The following is a 15,636-nucleotide window of genomic DNA, read 5'->3' on the forward strand; positions in this document are numbered from 1 at the left end:
GTGATGTGTTAAATCTCTAGAAATATTTACAGAATTTAATAGGCATTATTAATCCTAATGCCTATTTTTATCCTATGGGCGGTGGTTCTTATGATTGATATTCATTCACATATTTTACCTGGGGTAGACGATGGAGCGGCAACTATGGAAGAAGCCATTAAAATTGCTAAGGCTGCAGTCGAAGAAGGCATTACAACTATCATTGCCACACCCCATCATCAAAACGGCAAATACATAAACGGCAAGCAAAGTATTTTAGAAAGCGTAGAAACACTAAACACACTACTTCGAAGTGAAACCATTCCTCTAACCATATTACCTGGGCAGGAAACACGAATTCATGGAGACTTGATGAATGAATTAGAAACTGACGTCATTCTGCCGCTCAACCACACCAGCTATGTTTTTATCGAGCTTCCATCAGGTCACGTACCTAGATACACCGAACAAATGCTGTTTGACATACAGCTTAAAGGGCTCACCCCCATTATCGTTCATCCAGAACGAAACGCAGAATTTATTGAAAACCATGATCTCTTATACAAGCTTGTCAGTAAAGGAGCGCTTACTCAGATTACATCATCGAGCATCACAGGGCATTTTGGAAAGAACATAAAGAAATTCACTCTGCAGCTTGTAGAGGCACAATTGACTCATTTTCTGGCATCGGATGTTCACAGCTTAAAGAATCGTCCATTCAGATTATCTGATGGATACAGTGTTCTTAATAGAGAATTCGGATCGCAAGCTGAGTACCTCTTTAAAGAAAATGCTGAACTCCTTGTACAAAACTTAACAGCATACAGAATGGATCCAATGAAAATAAAGAAAAAGAAGTTTTTAGGAATTTTTTAATAAGGACTTGTGATGTTTCCTCCTTCCATATCAAAGGAGGCACTCGGCTGCATTTTCGGTGAGAGAAGTCTTCAAGGATGCGGAGTGAGGGTGAATTCAATGCCCATCTTGATTAAAAAGAAAGATAGTTAACTATAGATTGTTACGATGAGAATGCTTTACGGTTAACTATTTCAATTCAAATGATAAGAAAAAGGTGAATGTAATGAAAATTGCAGTTGTAGGAACGGGTTATGTAGGTCTTGTGACTGGAACTTGCCTCTCTGAGCTTGGTCATACTGTTACGTGTATTGATATTGACCAAAAAAAAGTAGATAAGATGAAAGCGGGATTTTCTCCTATTTATGAACCGGGTCTTGATGAATTAATGCTAAAAAACATTAAAGAAAAGAGACTGGACTTTACAACAAATCACGAAGAAGGTTTTAACGGAGCTGATGTCATTTACATAGCTGTAGGGACACCTGAAAAAGAAGATGGTTCAGCAAACTTAAAATATGTTGAGTATGTAGCAAAGGATATTGCTTCAAACGTGAAACAAGATGTTGTAGTAGTAACTAAAAGCACCGTACCTGTTGGTACAAATGACTGGATTATAGAAGTGATCGAAGATAATTTGGTTCATGATGTAAAAGTTGAGATTGTCTCAAATCCCGAATTCTTGCGTGAAGGTTCTGCTATTTATGATTCTTTTAATGGTGATCGAATTGTGATCGGTTCAAGTTCAGAAAAGGCAGCAACTATATTAGAAGAAATCAACAAGCCATTCGGACTTCCAATTTTCAAGACGGATATTCGAAGCGCAGAAATGATTAAATACGCAGCAAATGCTTTCCTTGCAACGAAAATCAGTTTTATTAATGAAATTTCAAATATCTGTGAAAAATTGAATGCCAACGTAGAAGACGTAGCCAATGGCATGGGGCAGGACAGCAGAATTGGTTCTCAGTTCCTGAATGCTGGCATTGGATACGGCGGTTCTTGTTTCCCAAAGGATACGAAGGCTCTAATACAAATCGCAGGAAATGTAGAGTATGATTTTGATTTATTAAAAGGCGTGGTGCGTGTTAATCAAAAACAGCAAGAAATTCTTTTAAATAAACTTGAAGATAGATTTGAAAGTCTATCAGGTAAAAAAGTTGCTATTCTTGGACTAGCATTCAAGCCAAATACAGATGACATGAGAGAAGCAGCTTCAATCGTTATCACAAAACATTTAATTGAGAAGGGCGCTAATGTTTTTGCTTATGATCCTGTTGCAATGACAAACGCAAAGAAAATCCTGGATGCAAAAGTGAACTTTGCATCAGATGCTGCTGAAGCACTGATGGGTGCTGATGCCGTATTGATACTTACAGAATGGAATGAATTTAAAGACTTAGATTTGAAAGTATTCGAAGAGCAAATGAAATTACCAATTATATTTGATGGCCGTAATTGCTATGACCTTGAGATTGTTAAGGACCACAATCTTGAATATCACTCAATGGGAAGAAAGACGATTAATACTGTAAAATCACTTGCTGTAAATTAAATAAAAGGGGCGTTTTAATTGAAAAAAGTAAGAAAGGCAATTATACCAGCTGCTGGATTAGGAACTCGTTTTTTACCAGCAACCAAAGCTATGCCAAAAGAAATGCTTCCTATTGTGGATAAACCAACCATTCAATATATCATTGAGGAAGCGATTGAATCGGGTATTGAGGACCTAATTATTGTAACGGGAAAAGGTAAAAGGGCGATTGAAGATCACTTTGATCACAATTTTGAACTAGAGCAAAACCTCATTGAGAAGAAAAAGTATGATTTACTCGAAAAAGTTAATCATTCTTCGGGAATTAACCTTCATTACATTAGACAAAAAGAGCCAAAAGGGCTTGGACATGCGGTATGGTGTGCTAGAAAATTTGTTGGTGATGAGCCGTTTGCAGTATTACTTGGTGACGATATTGTTGAAGCAGAAACTCCTTGTTTAAAGCAGTTAATAAATGAATATGAGAAAACTGGCTCATCTGTAATAGGTGTTCAATCAGTTGCGGAAGACCAAACACATCGATATGGAATAATAGATCCTTTAGAAAGTGATGGGGGACTCTATAAAGTAAACCGTTTTGTAGAGAAACCTGCACAAGGAACAGCACCATCTAATTTAGCAATTATGGGTAGATACATAATAACTCCCGAAATTTTCGAATTATTAGAAGGTCAAAAAACAGGTGCAGGTGGGGAAATACAATTAACAGACGCAATTCAACAATTAAATGAGAAACAATCTGTGTATGCCTTCGATTTTGATGGCACTAGATATGACGTTGGTGAAAAATTAGGATTTATTAAAACGACAATTGAGTTTTCCTTAAAGCATGATGATATCAAGGATGAGATGATCAGATACATGAAAGACTTATTAAATGCGCTTAAAGTAAAAGGGTAAGAGGTGAAAGTTTTTTATGGAAAGTTACTCTATTACAGCTATAGAGCCAGAAATCGTAGACAGATTGGAATTAAAGCGTCTATACGAAAAGAGAAAGAGAGTTATAGATATTATTGGTTCACTAATCGGAATAATATTATTGTTTCCGTTCTTTTTACTTATATCAATTTTAATCAAACTTGAAGATCCTAAAGGAAAAGTTTTTTTTATTCAAAAAAGGGTTGGTAAAAATGGTAAAGAATTTAACATGTTTAAATTTCGGTCAATGGTACATGATGCAGAAAATAAATTAAATGAATTATTAAAGCATAATGAAGTATCTGGGGCTATGTTTAAGATGAAGAATGACCCGAGGATCACTAAAATTGGGAAGTTCATCAGAAAAACTTCTATAGACGAACTTCCACAATTGTTGAATGTACTGAAAGGGGAAATGAGTTTGGTTGGGCCACGCCCAGCACTACCTAGAGAAGTAGAAACTTATAATGAGAATCATTTACAAAGATTACTAATAACACCAGGATGCACAGGACTCTGGCAGGCAACAGCAAGAAATAATGTAGGATTTGAAGAAATGGTAGAATTGGATCTTTACTATCTGAAAAATAGGACAATTTTTTTTGATTTTAAAATTATTTTTATGACAATAAAAATAATTTTAATTCCTAATGGAGAGTAAAATGAGTCGAATTTTTATACAAATTGTATTAGTAATTTTGTTATTTCAAGAACTATTAGCTGTAAACTTACATCCTTTAATAGATATGGCGGATGAGGTCATTGTTGTATTTTTGGCATTTTTAGTATTTCTAAAATTATTAAAAAGTCAAACCATTTCTAAACACACAATGTTAGTTTTATTAATAACGATTGCATTTTTGTTTATTGGTTTTATATCCAGTTTTTTGAGAGACGGGATTTCTATAAATTCTATTATTAGCTCTTTCCTAGTAGTGAAAGGGTTTATTATATATATAACAATCTTTGAACTAACTGGAAAAAACGAAAATAGAATCAGTATAATTATAAAAACAATTATATCTGTTGGATTTATACTCATGTTTTTTGCGGTAATAGATTTTTTACTTTATGAAAAATTTAGAGCTTTATTAAATTTAGATTACCGTCAGGACATAAGGGCAGGTTTAGTTAGCGTACAATCTCTGATGACACATCCGGGTGTTTATGGTTGGTTTATGAGCTTGTGTGGAATCATTATGTTCTCGAGGTATTTAATTAATAAAAATAAAAAAGATATTATCATATCTGTTATCTTTTTCTTGTTTGCACTTATTTCGCTAAGATTTAAAGTGATAATGTTATTAGCGTTTCTTATTTCTTACTTATTATTTAAGTCGAAAAATAAGTTATTAGGTATCATAGTTGTTAGTTTATTTGTAGTGCCTATCTTTTTATTTTTCTTTGGAGATATATTCTCACTGACGATTGATAGATATATTCAAATTGATTATGATGAGTCAGCGAGAAAAGCTTTATACTTATTCTCATTTGTAATAGCAAAAGAATACTTTCCAGTTGGCACTGGCTTTGGTACATATGGAACCTTTCAGTCAATTGAACCATATAGTAGCGTTTACTATGAATTTGGATTGAATCGTGTGTGGGGATTAAGACCAGATAATCCAATGTGGTTGACTGATACTTTTTGGCCGGCAATTCTAGGAGAAACAGGATTAGTAGGGATTATTCTTTATGGAAGTGTATTTTTAATTATTTTCAGGAACCGAAAACAAATTAAAAAGAGATTGAATCTATATTACTATTACATTTTTATTTTTGTTTTTATTCAAGCATTCTTAGAATCTTTAGCCGAACAAATATATTTTTCAAGTCCACAATTTATCATTATTTTTACATTGTTGGGCTTAATTTCTGCAGACTTAAAGGAGAAAAAAATTGAAGAAAGTGTTAATAGCTAGTTCAACGGGTGGACATTTTACTCAAGTTAATAAAATTGCAGCAGTACTAGATGATAAGGATATTATCTACTTAGTTGAGAAGCACCCCTCTGTACTACAAAGAGATAATATGTACTTTTTAAAAATGTTTAATAGGAAAGAAAATATAATAAAGACGATGATAATAAATACAAAAATTTCTTTTCGTGTATTAAGAAAAACAAAACCAGAATATATTATCTCCACTGGTGCAGGTGCGGTTATACCTTGTATGATTCTTGGAAAACTTATGGGTTCAAAAATTATCTTTATTGAGAGTTTTGCAAAGGTAAAATCCCCTACATTAACTGGTCGAATTATGTATCTTATAGCAGATCGATTCTATGTTCAGTGGCCTGATATGCAAAAAGTATACAAAAAAGCTATTTATAGAGGTGGTCTATATTAAGAAGATATTAGTTCTAATGGGTACCCAGAAATTCGGATTTGACAGATTAATAAATCATTTATCTGATTTAGCAGACGATAGTGAAAAATATGAGTTTACTATTCAAACTGGTTATAGTTCACCTCCGGAAAATGGTAAAGTTAGTTGGTTTGATTTTAAAAATGCAGAGGATTTAAATCAGTTAATAAAAACTTCTGATTTAATCATTACCCATGCAGGCACCAGTTCAATTAATCAAGCGTTAACTTTGGAAAAACCGATAATTATTGTTCCAAGAAGACAAAAGTATAATGAACATGTGGATGATCATCAGCTGGAAATGTCAGACTATTTTAGTGAGAAATATGGGATTCCTGTCATACATGAAATTAAAGATCTTAGTTCTAAACTCTTAAATGAAAATTTTAAAATAGCAAAGATTAAAATGGAAAAAAATCTTATTAATGACTTAATAAATTATATGGAGATTGGTTAAATGAAGATAGCAATTGTTGGTAACTATGGTAATCGTAATGCTGGTGATGATGCGATTTTGTCAGGGTTAATTCACACATTATTCACAATCAATAAGGACGCTGAAATAACGGTTTTTACTAATAATAAAGAGAATACCGATACAGTTGAGGGTGTTGTGAAAGAAAATTTAATCTATAAAGAAAAAAAAAATAAATTGCTTAACATCATATTTTCAATTAAAGAAATATTAAAATTAAAGAGAAAATTTGATATTGTAATCTTGGGTGGCGGGGGCATTTTAATGGATATGTATCCAAGAGATTTACCTCTGTATTGGTTCATTGTGAAGAATATTGTTAAACGAGATGGTGACCTTATTGTCCATGGTGTTGGCGCTGGGCCTCTAAAAACATCTTTAGGTAAGAGGATAGTAAAAAGTATTCTGAATTCTTCTAAGGTAATTAGTGTAAGGGATGAAAAGTCAAAAAGCATCCTAAGTAAATTGATTCCAGTAAATCGTGCAATAGAAGTTATTGGTGACCCAGCCTTTGGAAATGAGTATGCAATTACAACAAAACAGGATGGAATAAAAAAGATTGGGATAACAGTCTTACCATATTTTGCTGACTATTACTGGCCAAAATATGATAAAAAGAAGTTCGAAGCATATAAAAATAATATGATCAAGCTAATCCTCGGTCTTTCTGATAATGAAAAAAATCATATCTATTTATATAGCACTAAGTATCCTGATGATCATAAACTTGCAAATGAAATTTTTCAGGAAACAAAAAAACAAAACGTTTTTTTAAATGAAGAAGTTTTCAGTCCGAAATCTTTGATTAAATTTACACAAGATTTGGATGTAGTTGTAGGTACAAGGCTTCACTCTCTTATCATTGGATTATTAGTCAATTCAACTATCTTCGGTATTGGTTATCACCATAAAGTTGAAGGCTTTTTTTGTGAAATGGAATTAGAAGAGCATTTCTTTAATATTGATGATATAAATGTTGAAGTATTAATTGAAGAGATCAATAAATCAGTGGGTAATACAAATAATATCATTAAGGCTAATTCTATTTATCAAAGCAAATTTGCAAAGGGTGTAAGCATTCTTGAATCAGTTATCAAGGCGAAAAAGTGAAATTGATAATAATAAAATCTTATTAGTAAGCAATATGTTTCCGTCTAAGGAAAATGCTGCGTTCGGTTCTTTTGTTTATAACCATTACAAAAGATTAAAAAAGAGTTTTCATATCGATAAAATTGTGATAAATAATCATAGGAAGGATAAAAAAAACGTTATTGCAAAATATTTAACGTTTTTCCTTAAACAAATAAAAGTACTCATTTGCATAAAAAAATATCAAATTGTGCATTTTCATTATGTTTTTCCAACTGCATTATTAATTGATATTTTCAAGTTTTTTGGTTCAAAAACAATTGTCACAGTCCATGGTGGAGATGTTGACAATATGGCCAAGAGGACGAAGTTTCACAAGACAATTACAAAACATATTTTAAATAAAGCAGATCGCATTCATTGTGTTAGTGAATATTTGAAAAATCTTATTGTCAAAGAGTTTCAAGTAAATCCTGAAAAAGTTGTTGTTTTCAATATGGGAATTGATGAATCATTTCTAGCCTTTTCAAATGGAAAAACAAAAGAATACGATCTATTATTTGTAGGGAATTTCATAAAGTCAAAAGGTGTTATAGACTTATTTGAAGCATTAAAAAATCATCCACAAATGAATGTTTGTATAGTAGGATCTTTACATGATAAAAAAGTCTATGAAATATGTAAAGAAATTATAAATAAATATAAATTGAACGTAGAATTTACTGGAGTAATTGAAAAAAGAGAACTAAAAGAATATTACAGTGCTTCTAAAATTCTAATATTACCTTCTCACAATGAAGGGGCTGGTCTAGTAACTATAGAGGGAATGGCAAGCGGATTATTAGTTCTTGGTTCCAACGTTGGGGGATTATCTGAACTCTTAGCAGAAAATAGAGGAATCTTATTCGAAGCTGAAAACATAAATGAAATTTCTTCTGCAATTAATAAGGGATTAACAATCGTAGAAAGTCAAGATATAGAAGAAATATCAAGGGTGAATGTTGAATATGCTCGCCAAATGACAATATCTCAACAAATATTAAAAGTAGAAAGGCTATATAAATGTTTTCTAAAATAATGAAAAATAAATATTTTGTCTTTATGACGATTGGGATATTGTCGTTACTTGGGAAGATTGTTGGCTTCGTTAGAGAACTTGTAATTGCAAATGAATTTGGTACTACAATTATAGCCGATAATTTGTCTTTGCTGTTAAGTATTCCAACATATGTTTATTTGATAGTTGGTGGAGCCTTATCAACTTCTGTTGTAATTTTTGCTAATTCGAAAGATAATAATACAAGTTTTTTAAAAGGTTTAAAAACTATTTATAAACATATTGGAATTGCTTCAATATGTTTATTTATGTTGATTTTATCTTTTTACTTTGTATATAAAGAATCAATTCATCCTTCAATCTTAATTATTTATTGGTCTATTCCGGTCTATGTCTTTTTATCACTTAGGACCAGTTTGTTTAACATCATTTCAAAACCTTTATATCCTCAAGTTGCATTAATCATTCTAAATGCAGTTTTTGTTATACTCATCTATATTGTGCCCTTAGACTTTTTTAAATGGGACATTTACGTTACATTTGGTTTAGCGTTTACTTTAAGTACATTCATTGGTTGTCTATCATTGTTACTTATGAAAGTATTATTTGTCTCAAAAAATCAGATATATATTAAACCCAAGAAAATTGAAGATAAAGAAATGAAAGTTAAAGAGTTTTGGAGTATATCACTACCAATCATTTTTGGAGGGGCTTCATTACAAATTAATAACATTCTTCAACGAATGTATGCAACAAATTATGAAGAAGGTGTAGTGTCAGCTGTAAATTATTCGACCAAATTAGTTTCAATCCCACAAGGTATGATGCTTGTAGGTATTGGAGCAATGATATTTCCTTTAATCTCAAGGAAAATAAGAGAGGACAATATTTCATATTTAAAAAAACTGTACTATAAACTAGGTTTAAGCTTATTTGTTTTATTTTCGATTGTATCTCTTATTATGTTTGTGTACTCTAATCTAATTACAAAACTTGTCTTTATGAGAGGGGAATTTGATCTAAGTTCAGTTAACGTAGTATCTGATGCCCTTGGTATTTATGCCTTTACAATACCTCTTTCTCTTATTATGATTTTACAAACCAGATTTCTATATGGTTTTAAAATGCAAAAAATGGTGAATTATGTATCGTTGTTATTTCTTGTCGTTGTTTCAACTTCGATATTTTATGTTTTGAAAGATACAACATCATTTTTACTCATACCTTACATTAATATTGGAATACTTATGATTATGATATTCATTTTCCATGCTTTGTTAAGGGTGAAATTAAATACAGAAGTTGAACGTAAGAATAAAGCGTCATTCCAATAGGAATGACGCTTTTGAGACTTGAAGAAAAAAATATATAAAGAAACAATAAATTCGTTTCTATAGCAGGTGGTTTGTAGGATGTTTATCAAACGATTCATATTAATAATATTAGTAGGTGTTATTTTTATTGGGATAATTTCCATTCAGGAAGATAGGTCCTATGGTATTTATAGTGAAAAAGAATTTAATCACCTTCATAAAATGATAAGTAAAGATGATATTAGACTAGAGGCCTATATACAGTTTATAGAACTAGCAAACCATTATTTAAAAAGAAAAGCAAGTCCGGTAGATTTTTTATATATACCCGCTACTTATAAAGATAACCGTGGCCATTCTATAGCCAGAAAAGATATTACGGAAGATGCTTATGCAAGTTATATATTAGGTCTCGCTTGGAAGTTAACTGATCAAGATATATATGCAGAAAAAGCAATAGATATATTGGAACAGTGGTCCAAAAAAAATAATCAGATTTCATTTAAAGATGATACTCCGTTGGTAGCAGCAAATAGCGGAGTAGGATTTATATATAGTGCTACATTACTTCGAGATTACAAAAAATGGAATACCTCACAATTTCAAAAATGGGTTGAGTTTACTTACTTGCCAACCATTCAAATTGCACGAAATAAATTGAATAATTGGGCTAATTGGGGGAATTTAGCTTCACTCGCTGTATATAGTTATTTAGAAGATGATAACAAGTTTAATAAAGAAGTTAAGTATACAAAGGAACTTATCATTGCCCAAATTGATTCAAATGGAAAAATGGAGAAAGAAGTAGTACGAAAAGCTAAAAGTATGAGGTATACATTTTTTGCATTAACACCACTCACACAGTCTGCATATCTTATTTTTAACGAAACAGGTACTAACTTATTTGATCTAAATAGTATAGAAGGTAAAAGGATGAAAACTGCATTTGATAAATTATATAATGCAGTAGAAAATCCAAGTAAGTGGCAGTACTATACTGAATTGGACTTAGAAATACCGAATTTAGAAGGGGATAACAATTGGCCGAGTAGTTTAATTGAAGCTATGTCACATATATATCCACATGAGAATTATGATAGTATATTAAAACAATATAGACCAATTTTAGGGGGATATGTAGCTAACAGGGGACCGCATCATTTATCTTGGAATTTCCCTACTTTACTACCTCCTAAAGTTTCTTCTAATTAAATAGTGCTAGAGTTTAAAGCGTTTTAGGATATATATAGGGAAACCTGGTGTACCAAAGGTATTCATCTTAAGCCTCGATATTAAGTCAATGTAACTTGCTTATCATAAATTTTAGAACAGCCCCTTTTGTATTTAAGATCAACTTGGCTCCCCCACCTCAAAGTTGGAGAAAAAACTTTTAAAGGAGAAGGCGCAGATGATGGAGTTTGTAGTCAAAGAAAGTACTAAAAAAATCACGGCTGCTAAAGTCAGCAGCCGTGTTTTTTACAAGTAAGAGTAATAATTATGCCCCAGCTTTTACAGTTTGTTTCCAAACACCATTTTCATCTTGCCATTTAATGATCATAGTTCCGCCGGATTCTGTCAAGTAGAAAGTTTGGCTAGGGTTTGCAACCAACTCTCCTTTTTCATTACCTTTAACATACTCTACGTATACTTTAAATGCATTGCTGTTTGAAATTCTCCAAACTCTATCCCCCTCTTGGATGTTAAGATCTGGGTGTGCAGCTTTGAACGCTTCTGATTGACCATCTTGAATGTAAGTTAAGCCTAAGTTCTTTACAACTAATTCAGCATCGAAAACATCCGGTTTATTTTCAGTGCTGATTGCGTCTAACTCTTCTTGAGTCATAGGCTTAAGGTTTTCAGTTTTATCTTCAACGTCAGCAGATACATCTCCTAATTCTGCAACCTTTTCATTAGCTTTTTTCACTTCGGCATTTGCACGTTCAGCTTCTGATTTGTTTGCTTCATTCTCTGCAAATAGTGCATCATAATCGGCTTGCAAATCAGCTAATTGCTTCTCTAATCCGGATACTTCTCCCTCAAGCTCAGCAATTTCAGCATTTTTCTCAGCAATTATGTTGTTTAGCTCTGCAATTTTAGCGTTAGCAGCTTCTAATTCTTGATTTAAACGTGCTTTATCAGCGTTTGCAGAAGCAAGAGACTCTTCAAGCTGTGCTTTATCAGCAAGTAGCTGGTCTCTTTCAGCAGTCAACTTTGCATTTGTTTTTGTCAGTAAAGATTTTTCGGCTTCGAGGTCGTTAATTTGGTTTTTAGCTTCTACGATTTTCCCGTTCGCAAAGGTTAATTTTTCCGTTGCATCAGCTTTTACAAGACCGATTTTTTCAAATAGAGCGTTCTCTGAAAATTCATATGCTGTTACCTTATTTTTTAAACCTTCAAGCTGTGCTTTTACTTGATCTACCGTTTCGCCGCCTGTAAATGCAAATCCAAAAGCGCCTACTGTTAGTGATCCTGTTAATGCTAAAGCTGCTACTTTTCCACTGATAATACCCATTTTTAATTCCTCCAGTTTGTTTTTTAATATATTTTTTAAGGATTAAAATAAAAGCTGAAACTACATGAAACGAATTGAACAATCACCTCCGGATAAAATTCTTAATAAAGAACATCAATAGCCGACTTTACCTACGCTAGAACTAAGATGAGAAGAAAAACTTGAGAAAAAATACTCCAAAAGAATTTAGATCGTATGTAAATAACGAAAAAAATACTAGTTATTTCTATTTATTGGGATATTTTCTCTCAATCCACGTTCTTAATATAGCACAAAAGATGCAGATAGCAACACCTAAATAATTCGACAATATTTTTAATGGGTTGTGCAGCCTTGTTATATCCTTAAAGTATTTTAAGTATTAAGCAGAAGAGCATGAGAAATAGGTTGTGATATCATCTATTCATAACGCATAATCCCTTAAAAATCTATGTATAGGAAATATAAGGAATAAATTTAAACTTCCTTGATGCAAGGAATATAAAAAACGCACCTGTCAAAAAAACAAATGCGTTTTTAAAAATGATTTTTCACCCCGCTTTGTTCTGCTTCTTCTCCTCAACTGTTTCTCCCACAGTCCTATCGTACCTCCCAGGATCTTTAGCCACTTTTATAAGAGCGAAAACGATACCAATAACCAATAAAACAGCAGGCACTCCGCCTAAATTAGACAGCATTTTAATTCCATCAATCTTAGCGAAACTGATCATTACCCAAGCAACTGCACTAATGGTGAGACCCCATACGACCTTAATGAAGACACCTGGTTCTGGACTTTCAGGGGTAGTTCCTTTGGAACTGATGCCTCCCATTGCTGCGAGGGTAGAATCGGCTGAGGTCACGAAGGATATGAAGACAATAAACAGGTAAATCGGGATGATAAATTCTGATAATGGCAGAGTTTCCAGTGCCGCATACACCAGTGCTTCCGGTCCGCTGGTGGTTAAGATTTCTCCGAATTTCCCGTCGTTCATCTGCAGATAGATGGAAGTGCCGCCGAAGATGGTCATCCAGATTCCTCCGAAAGCGGCAGGCAAGGCAAAGTTCACAATGATAAAGGCTCTTACGGTGTGCCCGTATGCAATCCTTCCTAAGAACAGGGCTGTTAGGGCAGCCCATGAAAACCAGTTTGCCCAATAAAAAGTGGTCCACCATTGCGGCCATTGGTCGTTTGCTGCAGCGCCAGTAAATAAGCTTTTCTCAAAGAAATGTGTTAAATAATAGCCGAAAGACTCGGTTCCTAAGTTCAGGATATAAGAAGTAGGTCCGACTAGAAAGATAAAGACGATGATGAACAGGAATAATTTAAAGTTGATGTCTGAAAGGATGCGGATCCCTTTCATGAGTCCTGTTGAAGCTGAGATGATGAATGTTGTCATCACCACTGCTGCAATGACAGCCCATAACAGCGGGGCACTTTTGAGGCCGGATAAATAATTGACTCCGCCTGCTAAATTCAGAATGCTTGTCCCCATGGCTGCTGCCATCCCTAAGGCTAATGTGTACAGACATATGGCATCAAGTGCTTTTCCCCATTTGCCGTGTATCTTATTTCCGAGGAGCGGAGCAAGCGTTGAACCTATGCTGAAAGGCTGTTTCATGTTGTAATAGGCAAACGCAAACATTAATGCAGGTATGCAGTAAATGGCGTAGGGAGTGATGGTCCAGTGAAGGTACATGGTTGACATCGAGAAGATGGCTGCCCCTGCGCTGTTAGGCTCCAGATTCATGGTTACTTGGTAGCAACCGCAACGGTGGATAATCATCTTTAAGAGGCATCTCAATCATTAAGGTTTGATATGTTAAGTTGCTCTTATTAATAGTAAAATTGTTTCATAAGATGTATTATCTATCTTCAGAATTTTATTGGATTAGTATCATAGAATCATCTGTCACGATATATCCAATTATTGTTAATATGGATATTAATGTATACAAGAAGAGTGATACAATTTAATACTTGGGGGGATGTTTGGTGAGTTTCATAGATTTAAAGAGCATTATTTTTGACAGCAATTTAATTATTGCGGTAATTGCGATCAATATGACCATAATTGGATTAACATCATTAGCTGAAACTAAGAAGATTATTGGTATTGATTATGGCAAGTTTTTAGTAAAAAAGTATCGTATTTTTAATTTATTTAGAGTTTATGAAATGCTTGTTGTGTTTGCCATAATTAATGTCTTTTCATTATTTTTAATGTTTGTTGAAACGTTTGAATTTAGATTAATAAATTCTGTTTTTCTTATGATCAGCTTAGTTTTTGCCATATACTACTTTTTTGCATATATCATTTCAGAAAATAAACTCGTGAAGAATCAAATTTATGAGGATGAAATCAAAGGTTTGTATTATGAAAGCGATAACTTTGATCATCAGGAAGCAGATGTTTTAACAAAGATGACAGGTGGTTCAAGAACTAGTAAGAAGCTGTCCAGCAATGTTATTAGTTACTTTAATACATACAATAGTGAATCACAGCTTGCTTTCGAAGAGATTTTTGGGAGAGATTCCTTACTCTACGATTACTCTAAAAAATCTAGAAGGAAACTAAAGAAAAAATATAATATTTCACCCTACATCTACAGAAACAATTCAAAAGGAATACATGATATCTCATATGAATTTTTTCAGTTATTCAGGCATAGTGACCAGCAGGACAAATGGGCCATAGAAATCTTGCGGATTTTTGATGGAGACCGCCTTATCTGTAAAAAATATGAGATTCTCCGGCTATTTAATTTTACAAGGGTTATTACTCATCTAAATCTTTTTGGAAACAATGACAATCTATTTAAATATAAATTTCTCGAATATGTAATTATTTTTTTCTACAATGCTGTATTAATAGAAGGAGATGAGATATCAAACCTGCCATATAAAGATATGATTGAAGAAGTTGAAAGCTACACATTTAATCAGTTATTGCAATTCATGTTTAATGACGAGCATAATCAAAAAGATTCTACTTTTACTCTCGCAGCTAAAAAAATTATTGAAGAGATTTTGCTGAAAGAAAAATATAAAGGAATCCTGAAGAATCAGGATTTAATTATATTGTTTTTAAATAAGACACTTGAAATAGATAATCAGTATATGAAGGATCTTTTTGCTGAAATACTAGACAAGTTTTATGAAAAGAATAGAGGGGAAGAAATTCCCGGAATGTTAAAGATAGAAAATATTAAGACATATATTACTGAGTATAGACAACGAAACAGGGTAACGGTTAGTGTAACAACGGAGGAGATTTTTGGCTGAATATTGATATATTAGCAATAGTAAGCACGAGAAAACGTGAGCGGTTCTTATGCTTCTATTAAAGTTTGAAGCGTGAGAACTGTCCTGATGTTTTGGTAAGACGCATCTGTTTTAGGACAGGTGCGTTTTTTTTTTTATGCAATTATTCTTCCTCTTAGCTTGGCCTTAACGGAGAGGCATTCTGGGAATTTAAATCAAATAAGGAATTGTATTGCTTTACAAAAAATACATCTTAACATACCCGTAACATT

At 32.9% G+C, this 15,636-nt stretch carries 14 protein-coding genes; 12 read left to right on the forward strand and 2 right to left on the reverse strand.

The features are described from left to right. The first annotated feature begins 90 nt into the window (after window positions 1–90). The 11 genes from ACTSEZ_RS17485 (at window position 91) to ACTSEZ_RS17535 (ending at window position 10,820) form a co-directional block, all read left to right on the forward strand. Window positions 91–855: a tyrosine-protein phosphatase gene (locus ACTSEZ_RS17485; RefSeq protein WP_369735613.1), complete on the forward strand. Its 765-nt coding sequence runs from the start codon at window positions 91–93 to the stop codon at window positions 853–855. A gap of 205 nt (window positions 856–1,060) precedes the next feature. After that, on the forward strand, window positions 1,061–2,389 hold the full coding sequence (locus ACTSEZ_RS17490) for a UDP-glucose dehydrogenase family protein (protein WP_369735614.1): 1,329 nt from the start codon (window positions 1,061–1,063) through the stop codon (window positions 2,387–2,389). Between the two features lie 18 nt (window positions 2,390–2,407). Further along, the gene (galU, locus tag ACTSEZ_RS17495) at window positions 2,408–3,289 is read left to right on the forward strand and encodes a UTP--glucose-1-phosphate uridylyltransferase GalU (protein ID WP_369735616.1); all 882 of its coding nucleotides are present in this window, start codon (window positions 2,408–2,410) and stop codon (window positions 3,287–3,289) included. 16 nt (window positions 3,290–3,305) lie between these two features. Continuing rightward, window positions 3,306–3,968 carry a sugar transferase gene (locus tag ACTSEZ_RS17500; protein ID WP_369735617.1) on the forward strand — a complete coding sequence of 221 codons (663 nt, stop codon included), beginning with the start codon at window positions 3,306–3,308 and terminating at the stop codon, window positions 3,966–3,968. Between the two features lies 1 nt (window position 3,969). Continuing rightward, window positions 3,970–5,229, forward strand: coding sequence for an O-antigen ligase family protein (locus ACTSEZ_RS17505; RefSeq protein ID WP_369735618.1), 1,260 nt, complete (start codon window positions 3,970–3,972; stop codon window positions 5,227–5,229). Continuing rightward, window positions 5,216–5,656, forward strand: coding sequence for a PssD/Cps14F family polysaccharide biosynthesis glycosyltransferase (gene pssD / locus ACTSEZ_RS17510; protein ID WP_369735721.1), 441 nt, complete (start codon window positions 5,216–5,218; stop codon window positions 5,654–5,656). The genes ACTSEZ_RS17505 and pssD overlap by 14 nt, the downstream gene beginning before the upstream one ends. 16 nt (window positions 5,657–5,672) lie before the next feature. Then, the gene (locus ACTSEZ_RS17515; RefSeq protein ID WP_369735620.1) at window positions 5,673–6,131 is read left to right on the forward strand and encodes a glycosyltransferase; all 459 of its coding nucleotides are present in this window, start codon (window positions 5,673–5,675) and stop codon (window positions 6,129–6,131) included. Then, window positions 6,132–7,259: a polysaccharide pyruvyl transferase family protein gene (locus tag ACTSEZ_RS17520; protein ID WP_369735621.1), complete on the forward strand. Its 1,128-nt coding sequence runs from the start codon at window positions 6,132–6,134 to the stop codon at window positions 7,257–7,259. Beyond that, window positions 7,231–8,316 carry a glycosyltransferase family 4 protein gene (locus ACTSEZ_RS17525; protein WP_369735623.1) on the forward strand — a complete coding sequence of 362 codons (1,086 nt, stop codon included), beginning with the start codon at window positions 7,231–7,233 and terminating at the stop codon, window positions 8,314–8,316. Before ACTSEZ_RS17520 ends, ACTSEZ_RS17525 begins: the two co-directional genes overlap by 29 nt. Beyond that, complete coding sequence (locus tag ACTSEZ_RS17530) at window positions 8,301–9,629, forward strand: lipid II flippase MurJ (RefSeq protein ID WP_369735624.1); 1,329 nt, start codon at window positions 8,301–8,303, stop codon at window positions 9,627–9,629. The genes ACTSEZ_RS17525 and ACTSEZ_RS17530 overlap by 16 nt, the downstream gene beginning before the upstream one ends. 78 nt (window positions 9,630–9,707) lie before the next feature. Next, window positions 9,708–10,820, forward strand: a complete 1,113-nt coding sequence (locus tag ACTSEZ_RS17535) for an alginate lyase family protein (RefSeq protein WP_369735626.1) — start codon at window positions 9,708–9,710, stop codon at window positions 10,818–10,820. A gap of 283 nt (window positions 10,821–11,103) precedes the next feature. Here ACTSEZ_RS17535 and ACTSEZ_RS17540 read toward each other — a convergent pair whose 3' ends face one another. Both ACTSEZ_RS17540 and ACTSEZ_RS17545 read right to left on the reverse strand, forming a co-directional pair. Next, window positions 11,104–12,120, reverse strand: coding sequence for a hypothetical protein (locus tag ACTSEZ_RS17540; protein ID WP_369735627.1), 1,017 nt, complete (start codon window positions 12,118–12,120; stop codon window positions 11,104–11,106). Window positions 12,121–12,650: 530 nt separating this feature from the next. Next, window positions 12,651–13,886: a BCCT family transporter gene (locus ACTSEZ_RS17545; protein ID WP_369735628.1), complete on the reverse strand. Its 1,236-nt coding sequence runs from the start codon at window positions 13,884–13,886 to the stop codon at window positions 12,651–12,653. A 209-nt stretch (window positions 13,887–14,095) separates the two neighbouring features. Here ACTSEZ_RS17545 and ACTSEZ_RS17550 point away from each other — a divergent pair, with 209 nt between their 5' ends. Beyond that, window positions 14,096–15,385, forward strand: a complete 1,290-nt coding sequence (locus ACTSEZ_RS17550) for a hypothetical protein (protein ID WP_369735630.1) — start codon at window positions 14,096–14,098, stop codon at window positions 15,383–15,385. The last annotated feature ends 251 nt before the right edge of the window (window positions 15,386–15,636 follow it).

The sequence above is a fragment of the Metabacillus mesotrionivorans genome (assembly GCF_052171315.1).
GTDB lineage: Bacteria > Bacillota > Bacilli > Bacillales > Bacillaceae > Bacillus_P.

Coding starts and splice junctions, on each gene's coding strand:
- ACTSEZ_RS17485 (WP_369735613.1), top strand. CDS start 91: ATGATTGATATTCATTCACATATTTTACCTGGGGTAGACGATGGAGCG.
- ACTSEZ_RS17490 (WP_369735614.1), top strand. CDS start 1,061: ATGAAAATTGCAGTTGTAGGAACGGGTTATGTAGGTCTTGTGACTGGA.
- ACTSEZ_RS17500 (WP_369735617.1), top strand. CDS start 3,306: ATGGAAAGTTACTCTATTACAGCTATAGAGCCAGAAATCGTAGACAGA.
- ACTSEZ_RS17505 (WP_369735618.1), top strand. CDS start 3,970: ATGAGTCGAATTTTTATACAAATTGTATTAGTAATTTTGTTATTTCAA.
- ACTSEZ_RS17515 (WP_369735620.1), top strand. CDS start 5,673: ATGGGTACCCAGAAATTCGGATTTGACAGATTAATAAATCATTTATCT.
- ACTSEZ_RS17520 (WP_369735621.1), top strand. CDS start 6,132: ATGAAGATAGCAATTGTTGGTAACTATGGTAATCGTAATGCTGGTGAT.
- ACTSEZ_RS17530 (WP_369735624.1), top strand. CDS start 8,301: ATGTTTTCTAAAATAATGAAAAATAAATATTTTGTCTTTATGACGATT.
- ACTSEZ_RS17535 (WP_369735626.1), top strand. CDS start 9,708: ATGTTTATCAAACGATTCATATTAATAATATTAGTAGGTGTTATTTTT.
- ACTSEZ_RS17540 (WP_369735627.1), bottom strand. CDS start 12,120: ATGGGTATTATCAGTGGAAAAGTAGCAGCTTTAGCATTAACAGGATCA.
- ACTSEZ_RS17545 (WP_369735628.1), bottom strand. CDS start 13,886: ATGATTATCCACCGTTGCGGTTGCTACCAAGTAACCATGAATCTGGAG.